This is a genomic window from Anaerolineae bacterium (assembly GCA_013178015.1).
Taxonomy (GTDB): domain Bacteria; phylum Chloroflexota; class Anaerolineae; order DRVO01; family DRVO01; genus Ch71.
Genome location: JABLXR010000015.1, coordinates 43,157 through 66,098, shown reverse-complemented (window position 1 = coordinate 66,098; position 22,942 = coordinate 43,157). Strand labels below are relative to the sequence as shown.

General features: G+C 66.9%; 23 protein-coding genes. 12 read left to right on the top strand and 11 right to left on the bottom strand.

What is annotated here, in order from left to right; all coding sequences use genetic code 11:
• The first annotated feature begins 52 nt into the window (after window positions 1-52).
• The 8 genes from HPY83_07350 (at window position 53) to HPY83_07315 (ending at window position 7,584) form a co-directional block, all read left to right on the top strand.
• A complete protein-coding gene (locus HPY83_07350) occupies window positions 53-1,198 on the top strand; it encodes an iron-containing alcohol dehydrogenase (protein NPV07765.1) in 1,146 nt (381 codons plus the stop codon).
• 110 nt (window positions 1,199-1,308) lie between these two features.
• Window positions 1,309-1,695, top strand: a complete 387-nt coding sequence (locus tag HPY83_07345) for a hypothetical protein (GenBank protein NPV07764.1) — start codon at window positions 1,309-1,311, stop codon at window positions 1,693-1,695.
• Window positions 1,696-1,865: 170 nt separating this feature from the next.
• Entirely contained in the window at window positions 1,866-3,005 is a 1,140-nt protein-coding gene (locus HPY83_07340; GenBank protein ID NPV07763.1) for a hypothetical protein, read from the top strand.
• Between the two features lie 234 nt (window positions 3,006-3,239).
• Window positions 3,240-4,256 carry an alpha/beta hydrolase gene (locus HPY83_07335; protein ID NPV07762.1) on the top strand — a complete coding sequence of 339 codons (1,017 nt, stop codon included), beginning with the start codon at window positions 3,240-3,242 and terminating at the stop codon, window positions 4,254-4,256.
• Between the two features lie 79 nt (window positions 4,257-4,335).
• The gene (locus tag HPY83_07330) at window positions 4,336-5,160 is read left to right on the top strand and encodes a competence/damage-inducible protein A (GenBank protein ID NPV07761.1); all 825 of its coding nucleotides are present in this window, start codon (window positions 4,336-4,338) and stop codon (window positions 5,158-5,160) included.
• A gap of 73 nt (window positions 5,161-5,233) precedes the next feature.
• Window positions 5,234-6,088, top strand: coding sequence for a DegV family protein (locus tag HPY83_07325; protein NPV07760.1), 855 nt, complete (start codon window positions 5,234-5,236; stop codon window positions 6,086-6,088).
• Window positions 6,089-6,161: 73 nt separating this feature from the next.
• A complete protein-coding gene (locus tag HPY83_07320; protein ID NPV07759.1) occupies window positions 6,162-7,088 on the top strand; it encodes a diacylglycerol kinase family lipid kinase in 927 nt (308 codons plus the stop codon).
• A 40-nt stretch (window positions 7,089-7,128) separates the two neighbouring features.
• Window positions 7,129-7,584: a hypothetical protein gene (locus tag HPY83_07315; GenBank protein ID NPV07758.1), complete on the top strand. Its 456-nt coding sequence runs from the start codon at window positions 7,129-7,131 to the stop codon at window positions 7,582-7,584.
• Window positions 7,585-7,666: 82 nt separating this feature from the next.
• On the opposite strand, the gene HPY83_07310 is transcribed toward HPY83_07315, so the two are convergent.
• From HPY83_07310 to HPY83_07275, 8 genes are all read right to left on the bottom strand, one after another.
• Window positions 7,667-7,936, bottom strand: a complete 270-nt coding sequence (locus HPY83_07310; protein NPV07757.1) for a phosphohydrolase — start codon at window positions 7,934-7,936, stop codon at window positions 7,667-7,669.
• A 437-nt stretch (window positions 7,937-8,373) separates the two neighbouring features.
• Entirely contained in the window at window positions 8,374-8,913 is a 540-nt protein-coding gene (locus tag HPY83_07305) for a GrpB family protein (GenBank protein ID NPV07756.1), read from the bottom strand.
• Between the two features lie 103 nt (window positions 8,914-9,016).
• The gene (locus HPY83_07300) at window positions 9,017-10,036 is read right to left on the bottom strand and encodes a C-terminal binding protein (GenBank protein ID NPV07755.1); all 1,020 of its coding nucleotides are present in this window, start codon (window positions 10,034-10,036) and stop codon (window positions 9,017-9,019) included.
• 212 nt (window positions 10,037-10,248) lie between these two features.
• A complete protein-coding gene (gene bshA, locus HPY83_07295) occupies window positions 10,249-11,382 on the bottom strand; it encodes an N-acetyl-alpha-D-glucosaminyl L-malate synthase BshA (GenBank protein NPV07754.1) in 1,134 nt (377 codons plus the stop codon).
• 70 nt (window positions 11,383-11,452) lie between these two features.
• On the bottom strand, window positions 11,453-12,169 hold the full coding sequence (gene bshB1 / locus HPY83_07290) for a bacillithiol biosynthesis deacetylase BshB1 (GenBank protein NPV07753.1): 717 nt from the start codon (window positions 12,167-12,169) through the stop codon (window positions 11,453-11,455).
• Complete coding sequence (bshC, locus tag HPY83_07285) at window positions 12,156-13,772, bottom strand: bacillithiol biosynthesis cysteine-adding enzyme BshC (GenBank protein ID NPV07752.1); 1,617 nt, start codon at window positions 13,770-13,772, stop codon at window positions 12,156-12,158. The genes bshB1 and bshC overlap by 14 nt, the downstream gene beginning before the upstream one ends.
• A 13-nt stretch (window positions 13,773-13,785) precedes the next feature.
• On the bottom strand, window positions 13,786-14,589 hold the full coding sequence (locus tag HPY83_07280; GenBank protein ID NPV07751.1) for a class I SAM-dependent methyltransferase: 804 nt from the start codon (window positions 14,587-14,589) through the stop codon (window positions 13,786-13,788).
• Window positions 14,586-15,227, bottom strand: a complete 642-nt coding sequence (locus HPY83_07275) for an MBL fold metallo-hydrolase (protein NPV07750.1) — start codon at window positions 15,225-15,227, stop codon at window positions 14,586-14,588. Before HPY83_07275 ends, HPY83_07280 begins: the two co-directional genes overlap by 4 nt.
• A gap of 584 nt (window positions 15,228-15,811) precedes the next feature.
• Here HPY83_07275 and HPY83_07270 point away from each other — a divergent pair.
• From HPY83_07270 to HPY83_07255, 4 genes are all read left to right on the top strand, one after another.
• Window positions 15,812-15,973 (top strand): hypothetical protein, encoded by a 162-nt coding sequence (locus HPY83_07270; GenBank protein ID NPV07749.1) that lies wholly within the window; start codon window positions 15,812-15,814, stop codon window positions 15,971-15,973.
• A 446-nt stretch (window positions 15,974-16,419) separates the two neighbouring features.
• The gene (locus tag HPY83_07265; protein ID NPV07748.1) at window positions 16,420-17,250 is read left to right on the top strand and encodes an ABC transporter ATP-binding protein; all 831 of its coding nucleotides are present in this window, start codon (window positions 16,420-16,422) and stop codon (window positions 17,248-17,250) included.
• Window positions 17,247-18,092, top strand: coding sequence for an ABC transporter permease (locus tag HPY83_07260; protein NPV07747.1), 846 nt, complete (start codon window positions 17,247-17,249; stop codon window positions 18,090-18,092). The genes HPY83_07265 and HPY83_07260 overlap by 4 nt, the downstream gene beginning before the upstream one ends.
• A gap of 174 nt (window positions 18,093-18,266) precedes the next feature.
• Window positions 18,267-19,469 (top strand): CPBP family intramembrane metalloprotease, encoded by a 1,203-nt coding sequence (locus tag HPY83_07255; protein NPV07746.1) that lies wholly within the window; start codon window positions 18,267-18,269, stop codon window positions 19,467-19,469.
• A gap of 376 nt (window positions 19,470-19,845) precedes the next feature.
• Here HPY83_07255 and HPY83_07250 read toward each other — a convergent pair whose 3' ends face one another.
• The 3 genes from HPY83_07250 to HPY83_07240 all read right to left on the bottom strand — a co-directional run bounded on the left by HPY83_07250 (window position 19,846) and on the right by HPY83_07240 (window position 22,537).
• Window positions 19,846-20,301: a zinc ribbon domain-containing protein gene (locus tag HPY83_07250; GenBank protein NPV07745.1), complete on the bottom strand. Its 456-nt coding sequence runs from the start codon at window positions 20,299-20,301 to the stop codon at window positions 19,846-19,848.
• A 67-nt stretch (window positions 20,302-20,368) separates the two neighbouring features.
• Window positions 20,369-21,298, bottom strand: a complete 930-nt coding sequence (locus tag HPY83_07245; protein NPV07744.1) for a site-specific DNA-methyltransferase — start codon at window positions 21,296-21,298, stop codon at window positions 20,369-20,371.
• Between the two features lie 921 nt (window positions 21,299-22,219).
• Window positions 22,220-22,537 carry a hypothetical protein gene (locus HPY83_07240; protein ID NPV07743.1) on the bottom strand — a complete coding sequence of 106 codons (318 nt, stop codon included), beginning with the start codon at window positions 22,535-22,537 and terminating at the stop codon, window positions 22,220-22,222.
• Between the last annotated feature and the right edge of the window lie 405 nt (window positions 22,538-22,942).

The window sequence follows — 22,942 nt, the reverse complement described above, 5'->3', positions numbered from 1 at the left end:
CGGCGGGCCCCCGGGGACGTGGCGCCCGTTCGGCGTTCACAGGAGAGCAGCCATGCGCATCGTGACATTGCAGCAACCGGGCCGGATCGCCTTCGGCCCCCACTGCGCCGACGGTGTAGGACCAGACCTGCGCCGGTGGGGGTGTAGCCGCGTGTACCTGGTCACCAGTCCACCGGTGCTCCCCCACGCCGAGCGGGTGGCCGCAGCCTTGGCTGACGAGGGAATCGCTGCAGAGGTCTTCTCCGAGGTCTTGACAGAGCCGGACCTGGAGATGCTGGAGGAGGTCAGGATCAGGGCCCGGGCGTTCGGCCCCGATGGGGTCGTTGGCGTCGGCGGGGGGAGCGCCCTGGACCTGGCGAAGCTAGTGGCGGCCCTGGTGGACGCCGACGGGGAGGCGCGCGAGTTCCTGGGCACCGACCGGATCCCGGCCCGCCGTTCCCGCCTGGTCTGCCTGCCCACCACCTCGGGCACCGGCAGCGAGGTGTCACCGAACGCCATACTGCTGGATCGGGCCGACCAGCTCAAGAAGGCCGCCATCAGCCCCTACCTGATGCCTGATGCCGCCTACGTGGACCCGCTGCTCACCCTGAGCGTTCCCCCATCGGTCACCGCAGCCACTGGCCTGGATGCCCTCACGCACTGCATCGAAGCTTACGCCAACCGGTTCGCTCACCCGGCGGTGGACGTCTATGCCCTCAAGGGCATCGAACTGACGGGCTCCAACCTGGCGCGAGCGGTCGCCAATGGAGGTGATGTGGAGGCACGGGAGGGGATGTCCCTGGCGAGCCTGTTCGGGGGGCTGTGCCTGGGGCCGGTGGGGACGGGGGCGGTCCACGCTCTGGCATACCCTCTGGGCGGCGAGTTCCACGTGGCCCATGGCCTATCCAATGCCCTGCTCTTGCCCCACGTGCTGGAGCACAACCTGCCGGCCATGCCCGAGCGCTATGCCGACGTCGCGTTGGCCCTGGGGGCCGAGAGGGCGGGCACGCCGGAGGAGACGGCGCGACGGGGACTGACGCGCCTGAGAGATCTCTATCGCGAGTGCGGCCTGGACACTAGCCTATCAGAGCTAGGGGTGCCGGAGAGCGCCATCCCCAGAATGGCCCGGTCGGCCATGGAAGTGACCCGGCTGCTGAAGAACAACCCCAGGGAGGTCACCATCGCCGATGCGGAGGCCATCTACCGAGCGGCGTACTGAAGGCGCCGTTCCGGTCGGCACAGGCGGGGCCGCGAGCCGGCACCGCACCGCCCGACGTGCTGGATGGACCGGTCGGGCTGAAGTAGAGCGCCTCTTGAGGAGGTCATCGTATGGACCAGATCAGTGAGAGAGACTTACGGCTCCACGTCAACATCGTCGGCTGGATACTCATCGTCAGTCACGCCGTCTTCCTGTTGATCGGAGGCTTCGTGTTCGTCCTGCTGGCGGGCATCGGGCTTCTGTCTATGGACGCCCAGGCCTTCGGCGTACTTGGGGTGATAGGCTCGGTGGTGGGGCTGTTCCTGGCCTTGCTCGCCCTGCCCGGCATTGCCGCCGGCTGGGGGCTGCTGGCCCGCCAGGGATGGGCCCGCATCCTGGCCATAGTGGTAGCCGGTCTGGGGCTGTTCAACTTCCCCGTAGGCACGGCTATTGGCGTCTATACCTTGTGGGTACTCCTCCAGCGCTCGGCGGACGCCTATTTTGGAGCTCGGCTCTGAGCATCGCCGGTGGGTGTGCGCGAGGGGCGCCCGGCAGCTATCATCGGAACCTAGTGGATCATGGATAGCCTGGAGAAATCACTCCGCGGGTCTGCCGTACTCGGTACGGACGGCGTGGCAGTTCCCGCCGCTATTCACCACCCACTATCCACTGGCCTTCGGAGGAACAGGTGACGGAGCGAGAGCGGTTTCGTGAGGCCCTGCTTTTCGGCCATCCTGACAAGGTACCTCTGCACCCAGGAGGGCCGCGCGAGTCCACCTTGGCCGCCTGGCACAGCCAGGGCCTCCCGGCGCAATACGGCAGAGGAGAATGGTACCGCTACCTCATGAGCCTGCTGGGCATAGAGCAGGACGAGAGCGGGCCGCGGGTGGACCCGGGCGTCTCCTTCCGCATGATCCCTACCTTCGAGGAGAAGGTGTTGGAGCACCGCGACGGCCACTACGTGGTGCAAGACTGGATGGGGGCCATCACTGAGATCTCCGACCGCTACGATTACACCTACATCCGCAACGCCATTGACTTCGTCACCCGCAAGTGGCACCGCTTCCCGGTGCAGAGCCGAGAGGACTTCGAGGAGCGCATGAAGTGGCGCTTCGACCCGCGCCACCCGGAGCGCTTCCCCGAAGACTTCGAGGAGCGCGCCCAAGCTCTCAAAGACCGTGACTACCCGGTGACGGTGGGCATCAACGGTCCCTTCTGGCAGCTACGGGAGTGGCTCGGCTTCGAGAACCTGTGCCTGTTCATGGCGGACGACCCAGATTTCATCGAGTACCTGGTGCAGTTCTGGACTGAGTTTGTCATGGAGACCTTGGAACCAATACTGGACCGGATCGAGCTGGACCGGGTGCTCATCTCGGAAGACATGGCCTACAAGGAGCACAGCATGATCTCGCCGGCGATGGTGCGCCGCTTCTTGGTGCCGGCATACCAGCGCTGGGTGCCGGCCATCAAGGAAAGTGGCTGTCCCATCGTGGAGGTGGACTCTGACGGGTACAGCGCCGAACTGATCCCCATCTGGATCGAGGTGGGCATCAACTGCTGCTCTCCCATCGAGGTGGCGGCCGGTAACGACATCGTGGAGTTCCGGCGGCGGTTTGGGCGCAAGATGGCCTATCAGGGAGGGATTGACAAGCGCTGCCTGGCGAAAGGTGGGGAGGAGATGCGGGCCGAGGTGATGCGGGTGGTGCCACCTCTGCTGGAGGAGGGCGGGTTCATCCCCGGCTGCGATCACGGCGTGCCGCCCGACATCTCGTGGCCGAACTTCGTGGAATACACCCGGCTGCTGGCCCAGCTAACCGGATGGCTGTGAGGCTACCGGCTGCGGTTGCCCGCGCGCGGGTCCAGGGCGCCGTGGTCCGCCCCTACGGGGGAGGTGCCGCCGGGTGGCTAAGTGGGCCGACCGGCGCGGAGGCGATGGCGGCCAGGACATCTCGCGGGCGGCCTGGGCCGGCGCGGCCGTGAGATCCGTGGTAGGCTGAGCCGGTCACCGGCCCCCGTGCCGGGCATCATTTGAAACAGGTTCATGCTGGAGGTCGAGGAGCGTATGAGGAAGCTGAGCAAGCTGCTACTGCTCACCGGCGCCGCCATGGGCGGAATGGTCCTGGTCAACCGGCGGCTCGCCGAGGCCTATCGGCCCATATACAGCGAGGTGGACGGCGAGCCGGGCATCTACGTCTGGCGCGATGGGGTGGTCTACTATCACTCTAAGGGCGCCGGCGACCCGATGGTGCTGTTGCACGGGTTCCACCCCTTTAGCAGCTCCCACGAGATGAAGCCGGTGTACGACGAGCTGTCGCGCGACTACCGGGTCTACGCTGTGGATTGGCTGGGGTACGGGCAGAGCAACCGTCCACCGGTCGAGCACACGGCCGGTGCCTACCAGCAGCTTCTGGCCGACTTCATCGGCGACGTGATTCAGGCGCCGGCTATCGTGGTGGCGGCAGGGCCGGGGGCAGCCTTCGCCGCGCGGCTGGCGCACCGCCAGCCGGAGAAGGTGGCCCGCCTCATACTGGTGAACCCGACCGGCGTGGAAGAGCTGGCAGAGCCACCTAATGCCTTGCAGCGGGCGATACGATACATTCTCCGGCTGCCGGTGGTGGGGGATTTCGCATTCAACCTGGTGACTTCAAAGCCGGCCTTGCGCTGGAGCCTGAAGAACCGCGTCTTCTTCGATGCCAGCCAGGTCACCGAGTCCCTAGTGGAGTACGCCTGGACCACCTCCCACCAGCCTGGCGCCAAATGGGGGCCCCTGTCGTACTGGAGCGGTCTGCTCAACCTATGCGTGGCCCAGGACCTGGCCGCTCTGCAGCAGCCCACCATGGTGATCTGGGGCCAGCAGGCGCGCTACGCGCCCGTGGAAGGGATCCAGGGGTTCAAGAGATACAAACCGGATGCCCGCTATCGCGCCTTCGACAGGACGCGAGAGTGGCCCCAGGTGGAGAACCCCAAGGCCTTCAACGCTCTGGTGCGCAACTGGCTCCAGGGCAAGGACTACGGGGCTGCGGCGATATTCCCCGGCGAAGTGGAGCCTGAGGAACAGGGGATAGGGGACAGGGGTTAGGTTGCAGGTTGTAGGGCACCGGGCCCGACGGCGCGGTAGCGCCTCGCTGGTAGCCTGTGTCCTACGCAGAGGTGACTGCATGGAGCATAACGAGAGACCGCTTCAGGTCGAGATCGTGGCTGTGGGCACCGAGATCGCCATGGGGCGCATTCAGGACACCAACTCCTCGTGGATCGCCGGACGGGTGGCGGGGCTGGGGGCCTTCATCAACCGCATCACCATCGTGCCCGACGAGGAAGAGTACCTCCTGGACGTCCTGCGCTCCGCCTTGGAGCGGCAGCCGGACGCGGTGATCGTCACTGGCGGCATGGGGCCGACTGAGGACGACGTGACGGTAGCTTGCGTGGCCCGGCTCCTGGGAGTGCCGCTGGAGCTCCACGAGGAGACGGTGGAGCGATTCGTGCAGCGGAGAAACCTCAAGGATCGGTCTGAGCTCAGCCAAGGGGCGCTGAAGATGGCCACCGTGCCGGCAGGGGCGGAGGTGGGGCAGAACCCGGTGGGGTCGGCGCCCGAACTTCACTTGCACCGTGGGGCGACCGACATATTCGTACTTCCCGGCCCGCCTAAGGAGATGATGGGAACCTTCGAGGCCCATGTCATGCCGGCCCTGGCCCGGCGGGCTTCCCGGCGCACTTGCTGTCTTCGGCTGGCAGTGGAGATGCACGAATCGGAGGTGGCTCCGCTCATCCATGAGGTATCTGCGCACCAGCGGGGAACGTACCTCAAGGCCTACGTGGCCCTCTGGTCGCAGGGCGAAGGGTTTCTGCCGGTTGACATCGTGGCCACCGGCGAGAGCGAGGGAGGAGCGCAAGAGGCGGCCCAAACTGCCTTCCGGGCCTTCACCGGCATGGTGGAGGCCAGGGGGCGACGCTGGCGCCTGATGGACGGAGGCGCAGCAGGGTGATCTGACCTCGGGCGCGGTCGGGCATCCGCCAGGCCCGTAGAGGGCGCAATTCAATGAGGATGATGGCGAAGACATGAACCGGGTTCAGATCGTCACTGACACCAGTTGCGACCTGCCAGCGGACCTAATCGCCAGCCATGGTATCACCGTGGTGCCGCTCATCGTGCGGTTCGGAGAGGAGACCTACCTCGACACAGAGCTATCCCGAGAGGAGTTCTGGCGTCGCTCGGAGGCCACCCTTCCTAGCACTTCAGGAGCTTCCCTGGGTTACTTCCTGAGCGCCTTCCAGAACCTGGTGAAGGAGGGCCATCACGTTTTGTGCCTCACCCTCACCAGCAGGCACAGCAGCGTCTATGCCTCCGCCTGGACTGCGGCGCGCGAGTTCGGTGACCAGGTGACCGTATGCGACTCGCAGAGCCTCTCCTGGGGGTTGGGCTGGCAGGTTCTGGCGGCTGCCGAAGCAGCGGCAAAGGGCCTGCCGGTGGATCAGATACTGGAGAAGGTGGCCGATGTGCGGTCGCGAGTGAGGATCGAGTTGGTGCTGGATACCCTATCTTTCCTCCGGCGCGGCGGTCGGGCCGACCACTTCATCGCTGCACTGGACCGGGCAGCGAAAGCACTGAGCATCAAGCCAATCCTCACCTTCGCCAACGGTGAGATGAGGCTGGGGGCCCTGAACCGAACCTGGGAACGCGGTGTCAGGCGGATGCTGGCCGAGTTCGTGCAGCGGGCTCCCTTCGAGGCTCTGGCTGTAGGGCACACCTTCAGACGCGAACGGGCGGAGGCCTTCGCGGACGAGCTCGCGCGCGAGACGGGCTTCCCGCGGGAGGAGATCCGCATCTTTGAGACCGGCTCAGCCATTGCCAGCCATAGCGGCCCCGGGCTGCTGGCCGCGCTGGGCCTGGTCAGAGTAGCCGAGGCGGTCTAGCCACGCTGATCGCGCAACCCGGTCGAGGGAGCCGGGTTGTAAGCAACGACACACCGTAGTGCGGACAGGGGCCATGGGCAAAGGGGAGATCAGCGTGATAGTCAACCCCACAGCGGCGGGGGGTGCTGTGGGGCACGAGTGGCCTGACCTGCGGTCGCATCTATTGGCCCGGGGGTTGCGCTTTCGGGACGTCTTTACCGAGGCGCCCGGGCACGCCACGCAGTTGGCGCTCGAGGCGGTGCATCAGGGCTGTCAGATAGTGGTGGCTGTCGGCGGGGATGGCACTGTCAACGAAGTGGTGAACGGCCTGTGCAACGGGAACGGGCTAGTGCCCGCGACGCAACTGGCGATCGTCTCGCGCGGTACTGGCTGCGACCTAGTGCGGACGCTGGGCTTGGGGGACGTGCGGCGCACGATCTCGGCTCTCACCGAGAGAGAAACCACGAGGACCATAGACGTGGGCGAGATCCTCATGGAGCGCGACGGACGTACGGAGCGCCGCCTCTTCCTCAACGCGGCCGGCCTGGGCTTCGACGGTGAGGTAGTAGAGGGGCTGCTTCGCAGCCGGGTGACTGGTAGGCGCATCGGCGGCACAGTGCCCTACCTCCTCGAAGTGGTGCAGTCCATCATGCATTATGACAACAAGCGGGTGCGCGCCACTCTGGATGGCGACCGAATGGAGGGGCTGTTTACCTCATTCTTTGCCTGCAACGGCCGCTACTTCGCCGGGGGGATGAAGGTGGCCCCTCAGGCCGACATGAGCGATGGTCTATTCGACGTAGTGATACTGCACGCGCTTTCCCGGCTGGGTCTGCTGGCGCGCTTGCCGACAGTGTACTTTGGGTGGCATACTGTATTTCGACAGATAGAGATCCGTCGTGCGCGAGAGCTCAAGGTGGAGAGCGAGGACCACATCCTGATACAGGCCGACGGTGAGCTGGTCGGCACTGTGCCGGCTACCCTGCGGGTGATACCGAAGGCATTGAAGGTGCGGGTCTAGGTGGGGCGGCGGATCAGAGGACAGTCGAAAACTGGAGATCATGGACGGTAGCGCATCTGACGACGCCGGCGGTAAGCGCTCAGGTCGAGTCTACCCGATGATGGTGGCGCGTGGTTGGCGCCTCTCTCTAGCCCTTTTAGGGGTACGGCGAGAGAACGCCTATGCCCGGCTAGAGGGCGACGAGGTGGATGTGCGGGTGGGGCGGTACTTCCGGGCCCGCATCCCTGTGTCCGGGATATCCCTGGCTCGAGCTGGCACCGGGAGGCGGATGTGCCACTTCGGGGTGTGCGTGCGCCAGGCCGAGGGGTTGGCTCTGGTAGCTAGCAGCCAGGGTGTGGTGGAGATGGCCCTCTCACGACCGATCGAGGCCCGGCTTCTGGGCCGACCGGTGCGCTTTGCCAATCTGGCCATCAGCCTCGAGGGGGCGCAGGACTTCCTGGGCGAGATACACCAACGGCAGCAGACCTCGGCCGGTCGAGCAGACAGGGTCGACTAGGTCTGCTTCTGGAGAACTGGGCTCGGCAGGTGTGATCCTCTTTCGGCTCACGCCTAAGCGGCGTGTCCCCGATGGGGGACCCTCAGTCGGCCTGGTTCTGGCCTGTCTCGGGGGGCCGGCGCTGCTTCAGGCGCTCGTAGAGGTCGAGCCCGACGCACTCGGCCGCCTTGGCACACCAGTCTATGCACGAGGCGCCCACCTCGTGGGTGAGCCAGAAGCCGCAGGACTCGCACCGGGCCAGGGGCTCGTCGGTCCAGATCTCGACTTCGGCCTGGCAGTTGGGGCATTCGACGTACTCCGGGCGCGGCTCCCGCAAGTGCAGCGAGCCCGGGCAACCCTTGGCTAGATTCATGTGTTTGTCTCCCTGCCTAGACTTCCGCGTACCCTCCGAATTCCTTACCGATGCAGTATACCATAGTGAACCCAGAGCGCCAGCCGATGCGCCATGCCTCAGAAGGCGCCCCGCGCCTGGGGGCGCGGACTCCTCAAGAGGAGACCAGGGAGGGGTAGGAAAGACGCGGAGGGAGTGGCGCGGATAGGCTTCGACCCTTCCTCGGACATACCCTTCTCTGAGGAGTGCGCGCGCCCACGCGCGCCAGGCCCCGAAGTGCGTAGCGCGCCTGGGGGCGCGGACTCCTCAAGAGGAGACCAGGGAGGGGTAGGAAAGACACGGAGGGAGTGGCGCGGATAGGCTTCGACCCTTCCTCGGACATACCCTTCTCTGAGGAGTGCGCGCGCCCACGCGCGCCAGGCCCCGAAGTGCGTAGCGCGCCTGGGGGCGCGGACTCCTCAGGGGGCGGGGCTACATCCCCGCGGGCGGTCGCGGCGGGCTCGCTCCTCGATGGCGCGGACGAAATCGGTCTTGGCGTTGGTGTAGCCCTCGCGGTCGGTGCCGTACCGCTGTGCCAGGTCGCGCTTGAGCCGGTCGTACTCCGCGGCTACCTCGGGATGGGCGCGCAGGTAGTCCCGGAAAAGCAGGTGACGCTCCCAGAAATCCCCGCCGATCTCCACCATGTGCACATGATACGAGCCGTCCTCGCCCTGCCTATCCAGATAGCGGCGATCGGGAATCTCGGCCTCGTGCTCCGGGAAGTAGGTGTAGCCCAGCGCCACCAGGCAAGGGACGCACCCATCCGCCTCCTGCAGGTTCGCGACCCCGATGAGGATGTCGATGATGGGTTTGGCTCCCAGCCCGGGCACGGCGGTGCTGCCCACGTGCTCAACCACGGCCCCTCGTCCGGCCAGGGCCTCCTGGATTCGGGCCCTCTCGCGCTCGAACATGGCGGGCCAGGAAGGGTCGTAATCGTGTATCACCACCGGTCTGGGCATGGCGGTTGGCTCCTGTCTGGCAGGCTAGATACTCTAGAGGGTTCGCATTGCGGCCACAGGCCCGGGGGCGGCACCCGGGGTCGCCCCTGGGACAAGGGTGCCTCTACGGCTGCAGGCCCAGCACCTGCTTCACATCGGGATTGACCACCGATTCCGGCCACCGGCCGGTCAGCACTCGGGCGACGTTCTCGGCCGCCTTCTTCTTCACGTTGAAAGTGCCCCGGTCGGAGATGCCAGCACAGTGAGGGGTGATGATGACGTTCTCCATTCCGAGCAGGGGGTTGTCCGGGTCCGGAGGCTCCTTCTCCAGGACGTCCAGCCCGGCCCCGGCAATGCGACCTTCCTGGAGCGCCCTGATGAGAGCAGGCTCGTTTACGATGGGCCCACGGGCGGTGTTGATCAGGTAGGCAGTGGGCTTCATAAGGCCAAACTCACGCTCTCCGATCAGGTTCTCCGTCTCGGGGGTGAGGGGGCAGTGGATGGACACGAAGTCGGACTGGCGCAGCAGCTGGTCCAGGTCCACCAACTCGGCGCCACACTCGGCGGCCTTCTCCGGAGTGGCGAAGGGGTCGTAGGCGAGGACGGTGAGGTCAAAGGCACGGGCCTTCCTGGCGGTCATGGCGCCGATGTCGCCCAGGCCGATGATGCCCAGCACCTGATCGTAGATCTGCACCATGGGGCGGGTATAGCGGGTACGCTCCCTCCAGTTGGCGGTGTGCCCGATCCGGTTGAGCGGCATGAGCTTCTTGGCACAGGCGAGCAGCAGGAGTATGGCGTGGTTGGACATTTCTTGGTTGAAGACGCCGCCAGTTCGCACGTTGGCCACGACGACCCCGTGGTCGGTGGCTGCCTGCAGATCCACCCGGTCGTAGCCTACACCGTAACGAGAGATGACCTTGAGGTCCGGAGCCAGGGCGTGGATGACGCGGCGCGTGGCCCAGCCGGAGCCGAGGATAAGGCCATGGGCGCCGCGAGCTGCCTGGATGACCGCGTCCTCGTCGTTGCCGAAGTCCCTCACCTCGAAGTCCACATCCAGGCCAGCCAGGGCTTCGTTCTCTGCCTCCGGGCCGCCCCAGTCCATGGCCTGAGCCACTACTCTGAACCGTCCAGTGCCGCCGGGCATAGTCACCCTCCCCTCGAGGTGCAATCGCTCGCGAAGGCGCGGACGGCCAGGCCGTCCGCGCTGCTATCATCCTACCCTTGCGCTCCAGCGGGGTCAAAACCGAGAGAGGCTAAGGATTGCCCAGAGTCGCGCTAGCCCGAAGCCACCCGCCATCCTTTTGCCGACCCTGTATCTGTGCAGGGGCGGGATCCGTGCGTGTCCACGCGACGGGCTCAGCCGTGTGACACCGTCTCCTCGGCCAGGACCCTCTCGTACACGGCCTCGTACTGGGGAACGATGTCTCGGTAGTCGAACCGGCGTGCCTGGGCTCGAGCCGCCTGACAGAATCTGGCCCGCCGCTCCCGGTCGGACAGGATGTCGATGGCGTACTCGGCCATCTTGTCCACGTCGCCCACCGGGGCAAGGTACCCGGAGACCCCATGCTCGACTACCTCAGGCAATCCACCCACGTCGCTGGCGACCACGGGAACGCCGCTGGCCATGGCTTCCAGGGCCACCAGCCCGAAGCTCTCCGTCTCGCTGGGCAGGAGGAACAGATCCGCCACCGAGAGGAGAGGCGCCACCTCGTCCACCACGCCCACGAACACCACCTGATCGCCCACCCCCAGGCTCCGCGCCAGCTCCAGGGCCATCCCTGCCTCGGGCCCGTCGCCGATGAGGATCAGCCTGGCATCCAGGCGAGCGGCCACCCGAGCAAAGATCTGGATCACATCGGCGACGCGCTTCACGGGGCGGAAATTGGAGATGTGCATCAGGGTCACCTGGCGGGCACGGTCGCACGTAGGGATGCAGGCGGGGGAGGGTGGCTGGTGGCGCTCCGGGTCAACGAAGTTGTAGATGACCTGGATTTCCTTCTCCACCTTGAACTGGCGGTAGGTCTCTTCGCGCAAGAAGTGGGAGACGGCGGTCACGGCGTCGGAGTTGTCTATGATGGAGGCAGTAATGGGACGGAAGGAGGGGTTGTTGCCCACCAGAGTGACGTCGGTACCGTGGAGTGTGGTCACCACTCTCAGGTTGAGATCGGGGGCAGCGCGTCGCGCCAATTGGGCCGCGGCGGCAAAGGGTATGGCGTAGTGAACGTGCAGTATCTGCAGTTTGCGGGTCCGGGCTACGTCCACCATCTTGGCCGCCAGCGCGAGGCTGTAGGGGAAGTTCTGGAGCAGAGGGTATTCCACTATCTCCACTTCGTGGAAGCTGACCCGAGGCGGAAGCGTGGTAAGGCGCAGCGGCATTGAGTAGCTGATGAACGCGACTTCGTGGCCGCGCTCTGCCAAGTACTTGCCCAGCTCAGTGGCGACGACGCCGCTGCCTCCGTGGGTGGGATAGCAGGTTATCCCGATGTGCATACTTCCTCCCTTGCTTCGGTGGGTAAGGCGGCTAGCCGGGCGCGCTACGTGGTCGGGTTGGCTCCGGCCCTCAGAACGAGGCGAAGGTGAGATCCAGGGGGCTCTCTACTGCCAAGATGCCCCGTACGAGGAAGCCCTCACCGTAGGCGGTGCCGATCAAGGAGCCATAGTAGCCCATCCAGTGCTCGAGCGAGGTCCGAAACCCGGGCGCAGTGAGACGGGTCTGGCCCCAGTCGCCGACGTCCGGGCGGAATTGGGTAGCATAGGCGTAGATGGCCTCCATCTTGCGCTCGAACTGAGCGCTGATGTCCACCACAAAAGTGGGTTCGAAACCCTGTCGGGTCATGTAGTAGAGGAGCCTGGAGGGGCGATAGGCCTCCTGCCCGGTCTCGAAGCGGGCCAGCCCGGCGAGGAACACGCCCTCGTAGGCGATATCGCTGGCGTGGTAGTGATCGGGGTGACGTCCCTGGTAGTAAGGGACGAGGACCATGCTGGGCCGGTATCGTCGGACTACCTCGGCCACGCGGCGCTTGGCCTCCTTGCTGGGCTGGAGGAACCCGTCCTCGAGGGCCAAGTTCTCTCTGGCCACCGCGCCGATGATTCGGCGGGCGGCCTCTGCCTCGGCCAGGCGCGTCTCGGCCGTTCCTCGCGTGCCCATCTCGCCGCGGACCATGTCCACCATGACCACGGAGTGGCCCGCCTGGGCCAGCTTGATGAGAGTGCCGCCGCAGCAGATCTCGATATCGTCTGGATGAGCCCCGAAGGCCATCAGGTCAACCCCGGGCATCAGCCTCCTCCAAGGTGAGAATGGAGTGATCGAACCGGCAGAGCTGGCCGGCGTCGAAGAGGAGCTGGAGGAAGGGACGGCCGTGCCGGTTCAGGAAGTGAGGCAGAGGTAGCATGCGCTCCTGGAGCCGGCCGCGGGGTAGGAGGGCGTTGCGCAGGGCGTGCAACCCCTGCCTGCTTCTACCGGACTGGCTCAACTGGGCTCGCTGGGCCCGCTCCTCCAGCTTGTCCACGGCTCGCAGCGCCTTCGCCAGGGTGCCCTCCCAGGTGCGACCCAGGCTGGGGTCAATGCGCTCCACCCGCTCCCGCAGAGGCTCCAGCGCCTTCCTCACCTCCGATCGGGCCCGATAGAACTCGGCCCTGTCGTGATCGGCTGCCGCGCGACGGAAGATCCCGGCTGGGTCTAGCTGGGCCGTAAGGATGTCTCTGGCGGTGACACCGTAGCGCTCTAGTGCCTGGCTCTCCTCGGGGCCTACCACCGTATAGTGAGGGCGGGGGAAAAGCACCGGCTGGGGGACGTCGAACAACCCGTGCAGCGGCTGGAGCATCCCTTGATAGGCGATCTCTCCTGCCCCAAGGACGTCCGCCAGCACCGGCAGGACGGCGTCGGCGAACACGGGTCGCAGGGCGGCGTCGGTGGAGTAGTGCTCGGGCTGGCGGCGAGCTCGCTCCACGTGAGTGGGCGCATCGTCCACGCGCAGGCGGCGGCCCCTTTCATCTATCAGGTAGAGCCGTCCGGCATCGGCCGAAGTGAGTTGAGGCTGGTAGCCATACTGCCGCAGCTCTCCCGCCACCTGGGCCAGCGCCGTCGCGATGGCCTCCGCCTGCTGAAGAGCCCGGCCGAAGAAGTCGCCCGCCAGCGGCCGGAGCACTTCGGGCTGCACCAACACCAGCCCTTGGGGCGAGAAGAGGTCGGCCCATACGCGGCCATGCCAGGAGGTGTAAGTCTCGCCCGGCCGGGGGGCGAAGAGCGCTCGCGTCTCATCCCGGTGTGGCCCTGGCTCAAGGGCAGCGAAGTACTGGTTGGCGGCGCGCTGCGCCTCGGGAGTCAGGGGGAGGGCGGAGATCGGTTTGCCCTGCTCGTTCCAGGTGAAGCGCACCCGGCCCACTTCCCCGTCGGGCTGGAGGTAGTAGACGTGGTTCACTTCCTGGAAGTCGTGGTCCTCGCTGGCCAGCCAGAACGCTGGCACCACGCGCACGCCCAACTTCTCCTCCAGGCGGCGCGCCAGGCGGATGATGGCCACGATCTTGTAGGTGGTGTAGACCGGCCCGCCGAGGAAGCCGACCTGAGAGCCCCCGATGACGCAGTACGTGTCGCTATCTGCCAGGTCGCGCGCCCCGGCCAGGGCCTCGGGTGCCGCACCTAGCCCGGCGTTGTAGGCCTCCAAAAGGTGGGCCAGGCGGGCGCGCGGGTAGGGGACAGCCTGGCGCTCGGCGAGGGCGGCGGTGAAGTCCAGAGGACCGTGACCATAGAACCGACGTGCCGACGGGGCGCCGGCGATGTAGTCGAGGTAGAGCTGGTTGCCCGCCGACGCTGGCAGGTCGCGCTCGGGAACGTACTCGATCGAACAGGGAAGCTCTACCTTCGTCTGGCTCCGGGCCATGCTCTCGCTCCCCTCAACTCCGAGCCTGGGCGACCAGGACCAGCCGGGGCGAATCGGGCCCATAGGGCTCGCCGGCCAGGGACCCATACGCCCTTACGGCGGCGAAGCCGGCCGAGATCAGCATCTCCCGCATCTCCCGCTGGGAGTACATGCGCACCGACTCCCGGAACTGGCGGGGCTCCCCACGCTCTGGCGTCATCGTGACCAGCTTCTCCACTCGCAGTCCGTCGTCAGTGATCCACCGGTGGTTGTGGACGCGGCAGTCGGGGAGGAGCCGCTCGTCCTCGGGCACCAGGTGGGTGATCACGTGGTCGCGGTTCAGATAATCCAGGAGGAAGGTGCCCTCGGGGCGCAGGGCCCGCTGCACCGCCACCAGGACGGCCCGGTTATCCTCGTCCGTCTCGAAGTAACCGAAGGAGGTGAAGATGGAGATGACGGTGGCGAAGATGTCGCGGTAGGGGATGCGGCGCATGTCCTCCCGCACCAGCAGCACACGCTCGGCGTCCGGAGCATCATCCCCGACAGCCTCCCCGGAGACAAGGCACACCTGAGGGACCCCCGCCCGCCGGAGCTCCTTGGCCGCCACCTGGAGCAGATCCTCGGAGAGGTCAAGGCCGACCAAGCGCCGGAAGCCGGCCCTCCAAAGCGCCACCAGGTAGCGGCCCGCACCGCAGCAGAGGTCGAGCAGGGGCTCGTCCTTGGGCGGGGAGAGAAGGGCTTCGATAGCCCGGATGTTGGCGCAGGCCTCGGCCAAGTCCCGATGGGCGTACAGTCGTAGGTATTCGCTTCCGAAGCTCTCTTCGTACCAGGCGGTCACTTGATGCCGTGCTCCGCCTTGTAGGCCGACCAGTTTGCCTTCAGCAGCACGAAAGATTCGAAGTCCGGCTGGGCCAGGAAAGGGTTGGTCTCCCGTTCGTGGGCTACGGTGGAGACGGGTGACACGCCGACGTCGTGGCCGGGGAAGATGGTGGTGCTGCCGGGGAGGGTCATGAGCTTCTGGTGCAGGGAGTGGTACTGCTGGCGGGCACCCTGGCCCAGGTCGGTCCCGCCTACCTTGCCCACGAAGAGGGTGTCGCCGGTGAAGACGGCATCGCCCACGTAGAGGCACATGGAGTCCTCGGTGTGTCCGGGGGTGTGGATGACTCGGATCTGCAGGTTGCCTAGGGGTAGCCTGGCGCCGTCGGTGAGGGTGATACCGGTGTCGGGGTCCCGGTGGCCGTAGAGGAGAACGGGTCTGCCGATGGCGGCCTCTATGACCGGGTTGCCGTTGGTATGATCGCCGTGAGCGTGGGTGCTGAAGGCGTAGGCTATCCGGTAGCCTCGGTCGTGGGCGAAGCCGAGGATGGAGTCGGGGGAGTACGACGCGTCAATGACGGCAGCTTGCTGCGTGTCCTCGTCGGCGACCAGGTAGCCGAAGTTGCGGTCGCCGCCCGTCCGGAATTGCTGCACAAACATATCTCCTCCAACGGTGACGCGAGGGGTCGCCGGGGCTTACCTTCCGGGCTCTCGCCGGGGCTTCAGTGTAGCCATGATAGTGGACAGCTCCAGTGCGGAACAAGTCGAGTGGCAGCTTCGGGCTGAGAACGAGAGGGTCTGGCCACAGGTCGGTCGGGGGCAAGTCCGCGCGCTGGAGATGCTTGGCTGGGCCTTCGGCGGGTCAGGGCTCGCGCCCGAGGCGTCGGCGTCCCGGCGTGGCAGGCAGACGGGCATGGGTGTTATTGCGGCGCTGTCGCGCGTGGGCGCGCGAACTCCTCGGGGGATGTGGGCTCGCTTGGGGCGTCGGCGTCTCGCGGTGGAAGGGGTGCCCAGACGGGGGGTGTGCTGTTGGGGTCTTGTCGCGCGTGGGCGCGCGAACTCCTCGGGGTTGTGGGCTCTCTCTTGAGGATCGGCGTATCGATGGCCGGTGTAGGTGGCCGCGCCTTCCAGGCACCGCGTGAGGATCGGTCGCCGGGGTTGACGGGTGGGTCGGCTGGGCGCCAGAATCGGCGAGGCGCCGGCCCCGCCAGTTGAGCGGCAGCGGGGCCGATCGAGGTGGTCGAATGTGTGATGGGCAGCACCGTCCGACGGTGAGTGCGACGTGGGAGAACCTGAAGCAGCCGATGCCGTTGGGGCGCAAGCTGCGGCTGGTGGCCAAGAACCTCTGGATTCGAGTCCGCACCGGCAGTGCCTGCTGCGGCAACTACGGCGAGCCCGGCTGCTGACGCAAAGCCTAACGCCCCGTGGGGGCGCCGGTTGGCAGTGCCCGTAGAGAGCGAGCGTCCCGAGACGCGAGGTGCTGCTCGCGCGTGGGCGCGGGCACTCCTCGCATCGTGAGGGGGTTGGGTTGCCAGGGTCGAGGTGCTGGGCGATTTGACGACCGGAGCCGACCCCGATTAGAATGCGGCCAGCTTGATGAGGAGGTCGGGAGACTACACATGACACGAGTCCGAAGCGCCCTGGTCAACATGCGTGTGACCGGCGGCTTGGCCCGTCATGGGAGTAGTGCGCCCATCGCCCAGTGACTTGAGCTGACTTCGGGGCCGTGGGCGCTAGCTCACGGCCCTTTTTGTTTGCCATCGCGGTGCAGCCGCGGCCGTGAGCTTCGTCAGAGTGCCGACGTAGCGACGGCCGCGCGTCGTTTTCAGTTGCGGGTTAGCAGGAGACGCGAATGTCTGAGACCGCGTTGGAGATCACCGAGGTAGCCAAGGCCTTCGGCGGCAACGGCCGTCTGGCCCTGCCGTCCTTCTTCCGTCGCTCGGGCGCCAAGAAGAAGAGGGTCATGGCGGTGGATCACGTTAGCCTCACCGTCCATAGGGGCGAAATCTTCGGCGTCCTGGGACCCAACGGGAGCGGGAAGTCCACCCTGGTGCGCCTGATGGCCACTCTACTCATTCCCGACGGAGGGACGATCCGCGTCTTCGGCCACGACGTGGTCCGGGAAAGCGAGGCGGTGAAGCGGATGATCAACCGGGTGTCGGTGGAGGCAGCCTTCTTCAAGAAGCTATCCCCCATGGAGAACCTGATGTACGCCGCCCGGTTGTACGGTCTGAGCGGCGGAGAGGCTCGGCGGAAGATCGTGGCCATCCTGGCGCGCCTGGGCATCGAGGGCCGGTCGGTCTACTCCCCGCTGGATGAGATGTCCCGGGGGATGCAGCAGAAGGTGGCCATTGCCCGGGCCTTCCTGACGTCGCCCGTCCTGCTCCTGCTGGACGAGCCCACCACCGGACTCGATCCCCGGTCCAAGCGGGACGTGCAGCAGTTCGTGCGGGAGCTGCGCGACTCCCACGATACCACGGTGGTGCTTACCACCCACGACATGAACGAGGCTGAGACCCTCTGCGACCGGGTGGCGATCATTGATGAGGGCCGCATCGTGGCTCTGGACACGCCTGCCGGGCTCAAGGCGCAGCTCCCGGTGGGCGATCGTTCGGTCACCCTGGAGGACGTGTTCATGGAGCTCACCGGCAAGCGGCTGGTGGGCGAAGAGGTGGTGATATGAGCGTGCTGGCGGGGGTGACGCGTTCGGTGGTGCGGGAGGCGTCCGCCTCCTACGCCTTCGTCGAGCGCAACTTCAACCTGGTGCGGCGTTACTGGGGCTGGGAGTTGGTGTGGCTCATCTACAGCGTGGTCAACGCCCTGGCGATCACGTACATCGGCGCCGGGATGGAGGCCATCACCGGGGTGGCGGTGGATACCAACTACCTGGTGCTCTACCTGCTGGTGGGGAGCCTGGTGTGGGGCTATCTGGACCTGGTGTTCCATTCCATCAGCGAGACCATCTCCTGGGAGAGGTGGGAGGGCACCATCGAATACACCTTCATGGCGCCGGTGTCGCGACGCACCCATCTGGTGGGGCAGACGCTCTTTTCGCTCGTGTATGGGCTCCTGTTCACCAGCGTCATCTTCGTGGTGGTGGCCCTGTTCTTCCGCCTGAGCGTGAGCGGCGCCAATTTCGCCGGAGCCCTGGCCATCGCCTTTGCCGGGAGCATCAGCTTCATCGGGTTCGGCATCGTGACTGCGGTGCTGCCCTTGCTCTTCCCAGAGAAGGGAGACCAGATGACCCACGTGGTGGAGGCGGTGCTGCTGCTGGTGAGCGGCATCTACTACCCGGTGGACGTGCTGCCGGGGTGGATGCAACGCATCGCCGCCGCGTCCCCGGCTACCTATGCTTTGCGGTCCATGCGCGCTGCCATCCTGGAAGGGGCGGACTGGGGACGGCTGCTTCCGGACCTGGGGATCCTCCTGGGCATGGGGCTGGTGGCCATCCCGCTGGGGCTGTACGTGTTCTCCAAGGCGGAGTACTATGCCAAGCGGAGTGGCAAGCTCAAGCGGAGCGGCTGAGCTTGCCGGCACAGGCCAGTCTGCCGTAGGGGCAGGACCGCTGGCCAGGGCGAAGCCGTGCCCGCCCAGGGCGAACACGAGGTTCGCCCCTACGAGGGGTGTGGTAGAAGGTGTGGCCGCGTGGCCCTTGGGCCAGGCCCCAGACACGCGTGACGCCGGCTTGGGAGCTAGTCAATGATTGTCGGTCCTGAAGAGACCCCCCGCCAGGATGATCGGGCCCGCCCGCGCTTCAGTGGGGGGCGGCTGGGCATTGTGGCGCTGGTGGTGCTGGTGATCGTCGTCGGTGGTCTGCTGATCGGCGGCGAGGCTGCTGCTTTCGTGGAGCAGGGCTACCGCGTGCTTCCCTTCGTCCCGCTGGCGGTGCTGGCGTACCTCGGGCTCTACCACACCTGGGCGCGGACCCTGGCCGTCTTGTGGCTCGCGGGGCTGGTGTTCGTCATCGCCGCTCTGGCCACTGGGTCGGCCATCGGCGCCCTCTCGGTAGGCCTGCCCCTGGGCGCCCCGGGCGGGCTCGAGCTCGATGCCGCGGACCTGAGTCGGGTGGCTCTGGTGATGGGGGGGATGCTGGCAGCGGCGGCCGTAGGAGCCCTGGGGTTCCTGCGCTCCGTCCGCCGCCTGGCTGCCCGATACCTGCCCCTGGATCCCGACTCGTTCGTGCACACCATCGCCCTGGTGACGGTGGTGACGCTGACGCTGGAGAGTTTCGTCCCCCTCATTATTCTGGGCGAGCCGCCCCTCATCACTCTGCTGTCGGGGGTGATCACCGGCGTGGGCGACGTGAACCTGGGCGACCGCGGGGGTGTGCTCCGGGGCGAGATCTACGGCCTCATCTGGCTGGTGCCTGGTGCCATCATGGCTGTGGGCTACGGCATCCGGCGCGACTTGGAGCAGGCGCTGCGACGACTAGGCCTGGTGCGAGTCACCGGGGGTCAGGCGGCAACGGGCGTGGCCCTGGGGGTGGGGCTGGTGCTGCTGGTGGCCGTCCTGGGGCTGGTGATCGAGTGGCTCTGGGAGCTGATGGGGTGGGAGACTACCGGAGGGGCCGGCTTCGACCAGGCCTTCGGCACGCTTCTGGCCCCGTTCATGACTCCCATTGGGGCAGTGGTGCTGGGCCTGTCTGCTGGCCTGGGTGAGGAGCTGGCCGTGCGCGGAGTGCTCCAGCCCCGCCTGGGCATTCTCCTCTCCAACTTGCTCTTTACCAGCCTGCATGCCTTTCAGTACAACTGGGATGCGTTGGTGGTGGTGTTCCTGCTGGGAGCAGTGCTGGGGCTGATCCGCAGGCGCACCAACACGGCCACCAGCGTCATCGTCCACGGGGTGTACGACTTCGTGCTGGTCCTGGCGATGATGGCGGAGATGCCGGTGGTGGGGGAGTAGGGACGGCTCCGGGCTGAAGCCGCGGAGCTACGACGAGGCGAAGCCGGCCCTTCGGCCGGCTCTCTCTGGAGGAGGCAGCGCCCTCCGGGCGCGGCGGTGCTTGGGCAAGGGCAGCTGGTGCCGGGGGCCTGTTCGCGCGTGGGCGCGCGAACTCCTCGGGGGTCACTGAAGCCGCGGAGCTACGACGAGGCGAAGCCGGCCCTTCGGCCGGCTCTCTCTGGAGGAGGCAGCGCCCCCAGGCGCCGGCATAGCTCCTCGGGCACGTTCCTCACGTGCAGCGTGGCCATGCCCTCACCTCCTGCTGCACAGCGTTCGCCTGCTGGTTGCATTATGCAACCGCAATGGAGGCACTGTCACCTGCGGCCCGGGCCGGATACTAGAGTCGGCCCCGGCGGTGTAGCTCCTCGAACTGCACCTGGCTGCTGCCATCGGGCCAGCGGGTGTAGCTTCGCCGCCATCCGTACATCCAGAAGGTGGGCCGCTCGGCGTCCACCGCCTGGACCTCGGCCCTCTCTTCGGCTCTCTGGCCCGGGCGCAGCAGGCGTCGGGCCTGGGTGGTGAGGGAGGAGATGGGCCGGGAAGCTAGGGCCCGGATTCCGCGGGAGAGCAGGCGCAGCCCCAGCCCGGCCACCACGGCGGCCCCGGTGAGGGCTAGGCCGGTGCTGGCCTCCCTGGCGGTGAGGGCTCGGCTGCCCTCGCGCTTGACGGGGATGCGGATGGGGGCGGGCACGGGGAGATCGGGGTTGAGGGCGGCGCCGCAGGCGCGGCAGTATCCGGCGGTGGTGGCGTTGGCAGTGCCGCAGCGTGGACAGGTAACGGTTCGCTGGTTCATGGTCTATCCCCTCGATCACAATAGAGAAAGTCAGCCGTCCGTGAAGCGGCGGCCGGGAGAGCAGGACTCATGCACGCAGGACGTCCAACTCCAATCGCACCTTCTTTGGCGGCGCGCTGTTGTGGGGCGCGTCGGGGTCGTACACAGGGCGATCCATGGGACGGACACGGAGCTGGCCCTGCTCGGCGGCGGCGATTCGCTCCCGGGCCACGCGCACGTACTCGGGCTCGATCTCAGCCCCGGCCGCCCGGCGCCCGTGCATCATGGCGGCGATGGCGGTGGTCCCCACGCCCATGAACGGATCCAGCACCCAGTCGCCCGGGTCAGTCAGAGCCAGCACCAGCCTCTCGATGAGCTCCACCGGGAACTGGCAGGGGTGAATGGTCTTCTCTACGTGGTTGGACTTGACGTTGGGTATCTCCCACACGTCGCTCGGGTTCTTGCCCAGGGGGTGGCCGGAGAGCTGTCCCCGCTTGGCCCCCTTGAAGTGGCGCTTTTGAGGGTACTTCTGGGGCACGCGAACGGCGTCCAGGTTGAAGGTGTAGTCGTCGGTCTTGGTGAACCAGAGGATGACTTCGTAGCGGCCGGAGAAGCGCTTGGAGGCGTGCAGGCCGTGGCCGAAGTGCCACACGATGCGGTTGCGGAGGTGCAGCCCCAGGTCGCTGAAGATGGGGTAGAGCAGGATGTCCAGGGGGATGATCTCCCCGTTGTCCACGTAGTTGCCCACCTGCCAGCAGATGCTACCCCGAGGGTGAAGCGCCCGGACGCACTGGGTAATGACCTGCCGCTGCTGGCTCAGGTAGTCCTCGACTGAGAGGCGGCTCTCGTACTCCTTGCCCAGGTTGTAGGGGGGCGAGGTGACGATCAGGGTGGCGAAGTGGTCCGGGAGGGTGGCGAGGAAGTCGAGGCAGTCGCCCTGGAAGAGGACGCAGTCGGCCTCGGGATCGAGGTGGTCCGCGATCCGGACGCGGCGCTGGGTGAAGAGGGTGGACTGCATGCGCTGTCTCTCCCGGATGGGTGCGGTGGAGTTCGGCTTGCGTGTGGGGGTATTGTACCACAGGGTGGGCGGGGGGCGGGAGGAGCGAGCGACGTTGGTTGGGGCGGGCGGCGCCGCGCGCATTGGCGGAGTCTGGCGTGTCCGCGGTCGCGGGGCGACCCCGCGCACGGTGCCAACCCAGGGGCGAGGACATACGAGGGCAGGCGCCCTGATGCCTTCAATGTCTACCTCAGTAGACAGGTGTCTACACATGTCCGCGTGGTGGCGGCCATGTCCATACCCCCTTATGGCGTGCGACGGCCCGGCCTACGGCCCGGTTCGCTTGCACCGGCCTGATACCCGCATGCACGATATACAGACCCGTGGGAACTGGTGCCTGCTCACTGATGAGGCACGCGACATTGTCCTTGGGCTCTATATCGGCAGCATGGCACACCCCTTGAGCCCCGTCGAGCGCTCCGGCGAGCGTGCTGGGAGGCCCGAGAGTGTGAGCCCAGGGCTGGGGCAACCGGTGTCTGGTCACCCCGCCGCTCCGGGCTGAACCCCGGAGCTAGAGTGAGCGAAGCCCGCCCAAGGGCGGGCTCAGAGCTTGCCCTGAGTGAAGCGAAGGGGACGGACTCCTCGTGGGTGGAGAATCCTTCCAGCCGACCCCCAGCCGGCCGGAGGGCCGGCTTCGCCTCGTCGTAGCTCCGGGGTTCAGCCCGGAGCGGCAGCTGGCGCCAATCCGATGGTCCGGAGGGAGGCGACCCGTCGGTGGGTGCCGCGCGGAGGAACAGTCCTCCGCGCTCTTCTTGCGCTATGTGCCTCCCGGCCCCCCTCCCCTCCGGCCGCAGGCCCCTTCGACGGGCTCAGAGCACGCCGCAGCGGGCATCCCGCTCGCTGCGCCCGGACCCCGCCCTGCGAGGCACCCACAGGCACTCCTCACCCGCAGCCACCCCTACACCACGCCGTCCCCTCTCCCCCTCTCCGCGTCCCCGCGCCTCTCCCTCCCGCCCGCTCCAGATCCAGCGCCAGCAGGCGCTCCAGGATCTCCTCGTCCGCCAGGTCGTGGGGCCAGCCGTAGGCAGCCAGCACCGCCTCGTCCAGCCGCCGGTGGGCCAGGTCGACCCAGGTGGGGCCTCGGCTATGCAGGTTGGTGAGGGTGCGGCGCTTCAGTTCCTTCTCACTGGCGCCGGCAGGGTCGAGCCAGAGGTCCCGCTTCTGGCCCAGGTCGCGGGCGGCCTCGGCGATGGTCCGCACACCTGCGGATCGTCCTGGCGCTCGTGGCCGGGCGGCCAGGGGAAGGTCCCGACGCTTGTGGTCTGTGGGTACCGGCAGCCGCTTTCCGCCTCACGCAGTCGGGTGCCTGTAGCTCGAGCCCGGAGTTCGTGCATGCTGGCGTGGAGCACGCCCATCACGCGGTCGTCTTCCCGGGCGATGGCAGCCGAATCGGGACGGGTCTGGCTGCGGACGCACACGAGGAGCCAATGCCTCGGGACACGAGAGGTCAGGATGTGCCGGCGAAGCTCTTACTGCGCAAAGCGCATCTCCGAGCGCGGCCGCTCCCGCAACCACCACTTAGGCCGAAGTGGACCGCGGGACCTCGCGCTGGGGCAGGACAGGTGGCGCTGCATGCTCGAGAGGCATCTGGCATTGGGGGGGTTA

Coding starts and splice junctions, on each gene's coding strand:
- HPY83_07270 (NPV07749.1), top strand. CDS start 15,812: ATGTGTGATGGGCAGCACCGTCCGACGGTGAGTGCGACGTGGGAGAAC.
- HPY83_07300 (NPV07755.1), bottom strand. CDS start 10,036: ATGCCCGGCGGCACTGGACGGTTCAGAGTAGTGGCTCAGGCCATGGAC.
- HPY83_07265 (NPV07748.1), top strand. CDS start 16,420: ATGTCTGAGACCGCGTTGGAGATCACCGAGGTAGCCAAGGCCTTCGGC.
- bshA (NPV07754.1), bottom strand. CDS start 11,382: ATGCACATCGGGATAACCTGCTATCCCACCCACGGAGGCAGCGGCGTC.
- HPY83_07345 (NPV07764.1), top strand. CDS start 1,309: ATGGACCAGATCAGTGAGAGAGACTTACGGCTCCACGTCAACATCGTC.
- HPY83_07305 (NPV07756.1), bottom strand. CDS start 8,913: ATGCCCAGACCGGTGGTGATACACGATTACGACCCTTCCTGGCCCGCC.
- HPY83_07275 (NPV07750.1), bottom strand. CDS start 15,227: ATGTTTGTGCAGCAATTCCGGACGGGCGGCGACCGCAACTTCGGCTAC.
- HPY83_07245 (NPV07744.1), bottom strand. CDS start 21,298: ATGCAGTCCACCCTCTTCACCCAGCGCCGCGTCCGGATCGCGGACCAC.
- HPY83_07255 (NPV07746.1), top strand. CDS start 18,267: ATGATTGTCGGTCCTGAAGAGACCCCCCGCCAGGATGATCGGGCCCGC.
- HPY83_07330 (NPV07761.1), top strand. CDS start 4,336: ATGGAGCATAACGAGAGACCGCTTCAGGTCGAGATCGTGGCTGTGGGC.
- HPY83_07320 (NPV07759.1), top strand. CDS start 6,162: ATGGGCAAAGGGGAGATCAGCGTGATAGTCAACCCCACAGCGGCGGGG.
- HPY83_07250 (NPV07745.1), bottom strand. CDS start 20,301: ATGAACCAGCGAACCGTTACCTGTCCACGCTGCGGCACTGCCAACGCC.
- HPY83_07335 (NPV07762.1), top strand. CDS start 3,240: ATGAGGAAGCTGAGCAAGCTGCTACTGCTCACCGGCGCCGCCATGGGC.
- HPY83_07350 (NPV07765.1), top strand. CDS start 53: ATGCGCATCGTGACATTGCAGCAACCGGGCCGGATCGCCTTCGGCCCC.
- HPY83_07315 (NPV07758.1), top strand. CDS start 7,129: ATGGACGGTAGCGCATCTGACGACGCCGGCGGTAAGCGCTCAGGTCGA.
- HPY83_07260 (NPV07747.1), top strand. CDS start 17,247: ATGAGCGTGCTGGCGGGGGTGACGCGTTCGGTGGTGCGGGAGGCGTCC.
- HPY83_07325 (NPV07760.1), top strand. CDS start 5,234: ATGAACCGGGTTCAGATCGTCACTGACACCAGTTGCGACCTGCCAGCG.
- bshC (NPV07752.1), bottom strand. CDS start 13,772: ATGGCCCGGAGCCAGACGAAGGTAGAGCTTCCCTGTTCGATCGAGTAC.
- bshB1 (NPV07753.1), bottom strand. CDS start 12,169: ATGCCCGGGGTTGACCTGATGGCCTTCGGGGCTCATCCAGACGATATC.
- HPY83_07310 (NPV07757.1), bottom strand. CDS start 7,936: ATGAATCTAGCCAAGGGTTGCCCGGGCTCGCTGCACTTGCGGGAGCCG.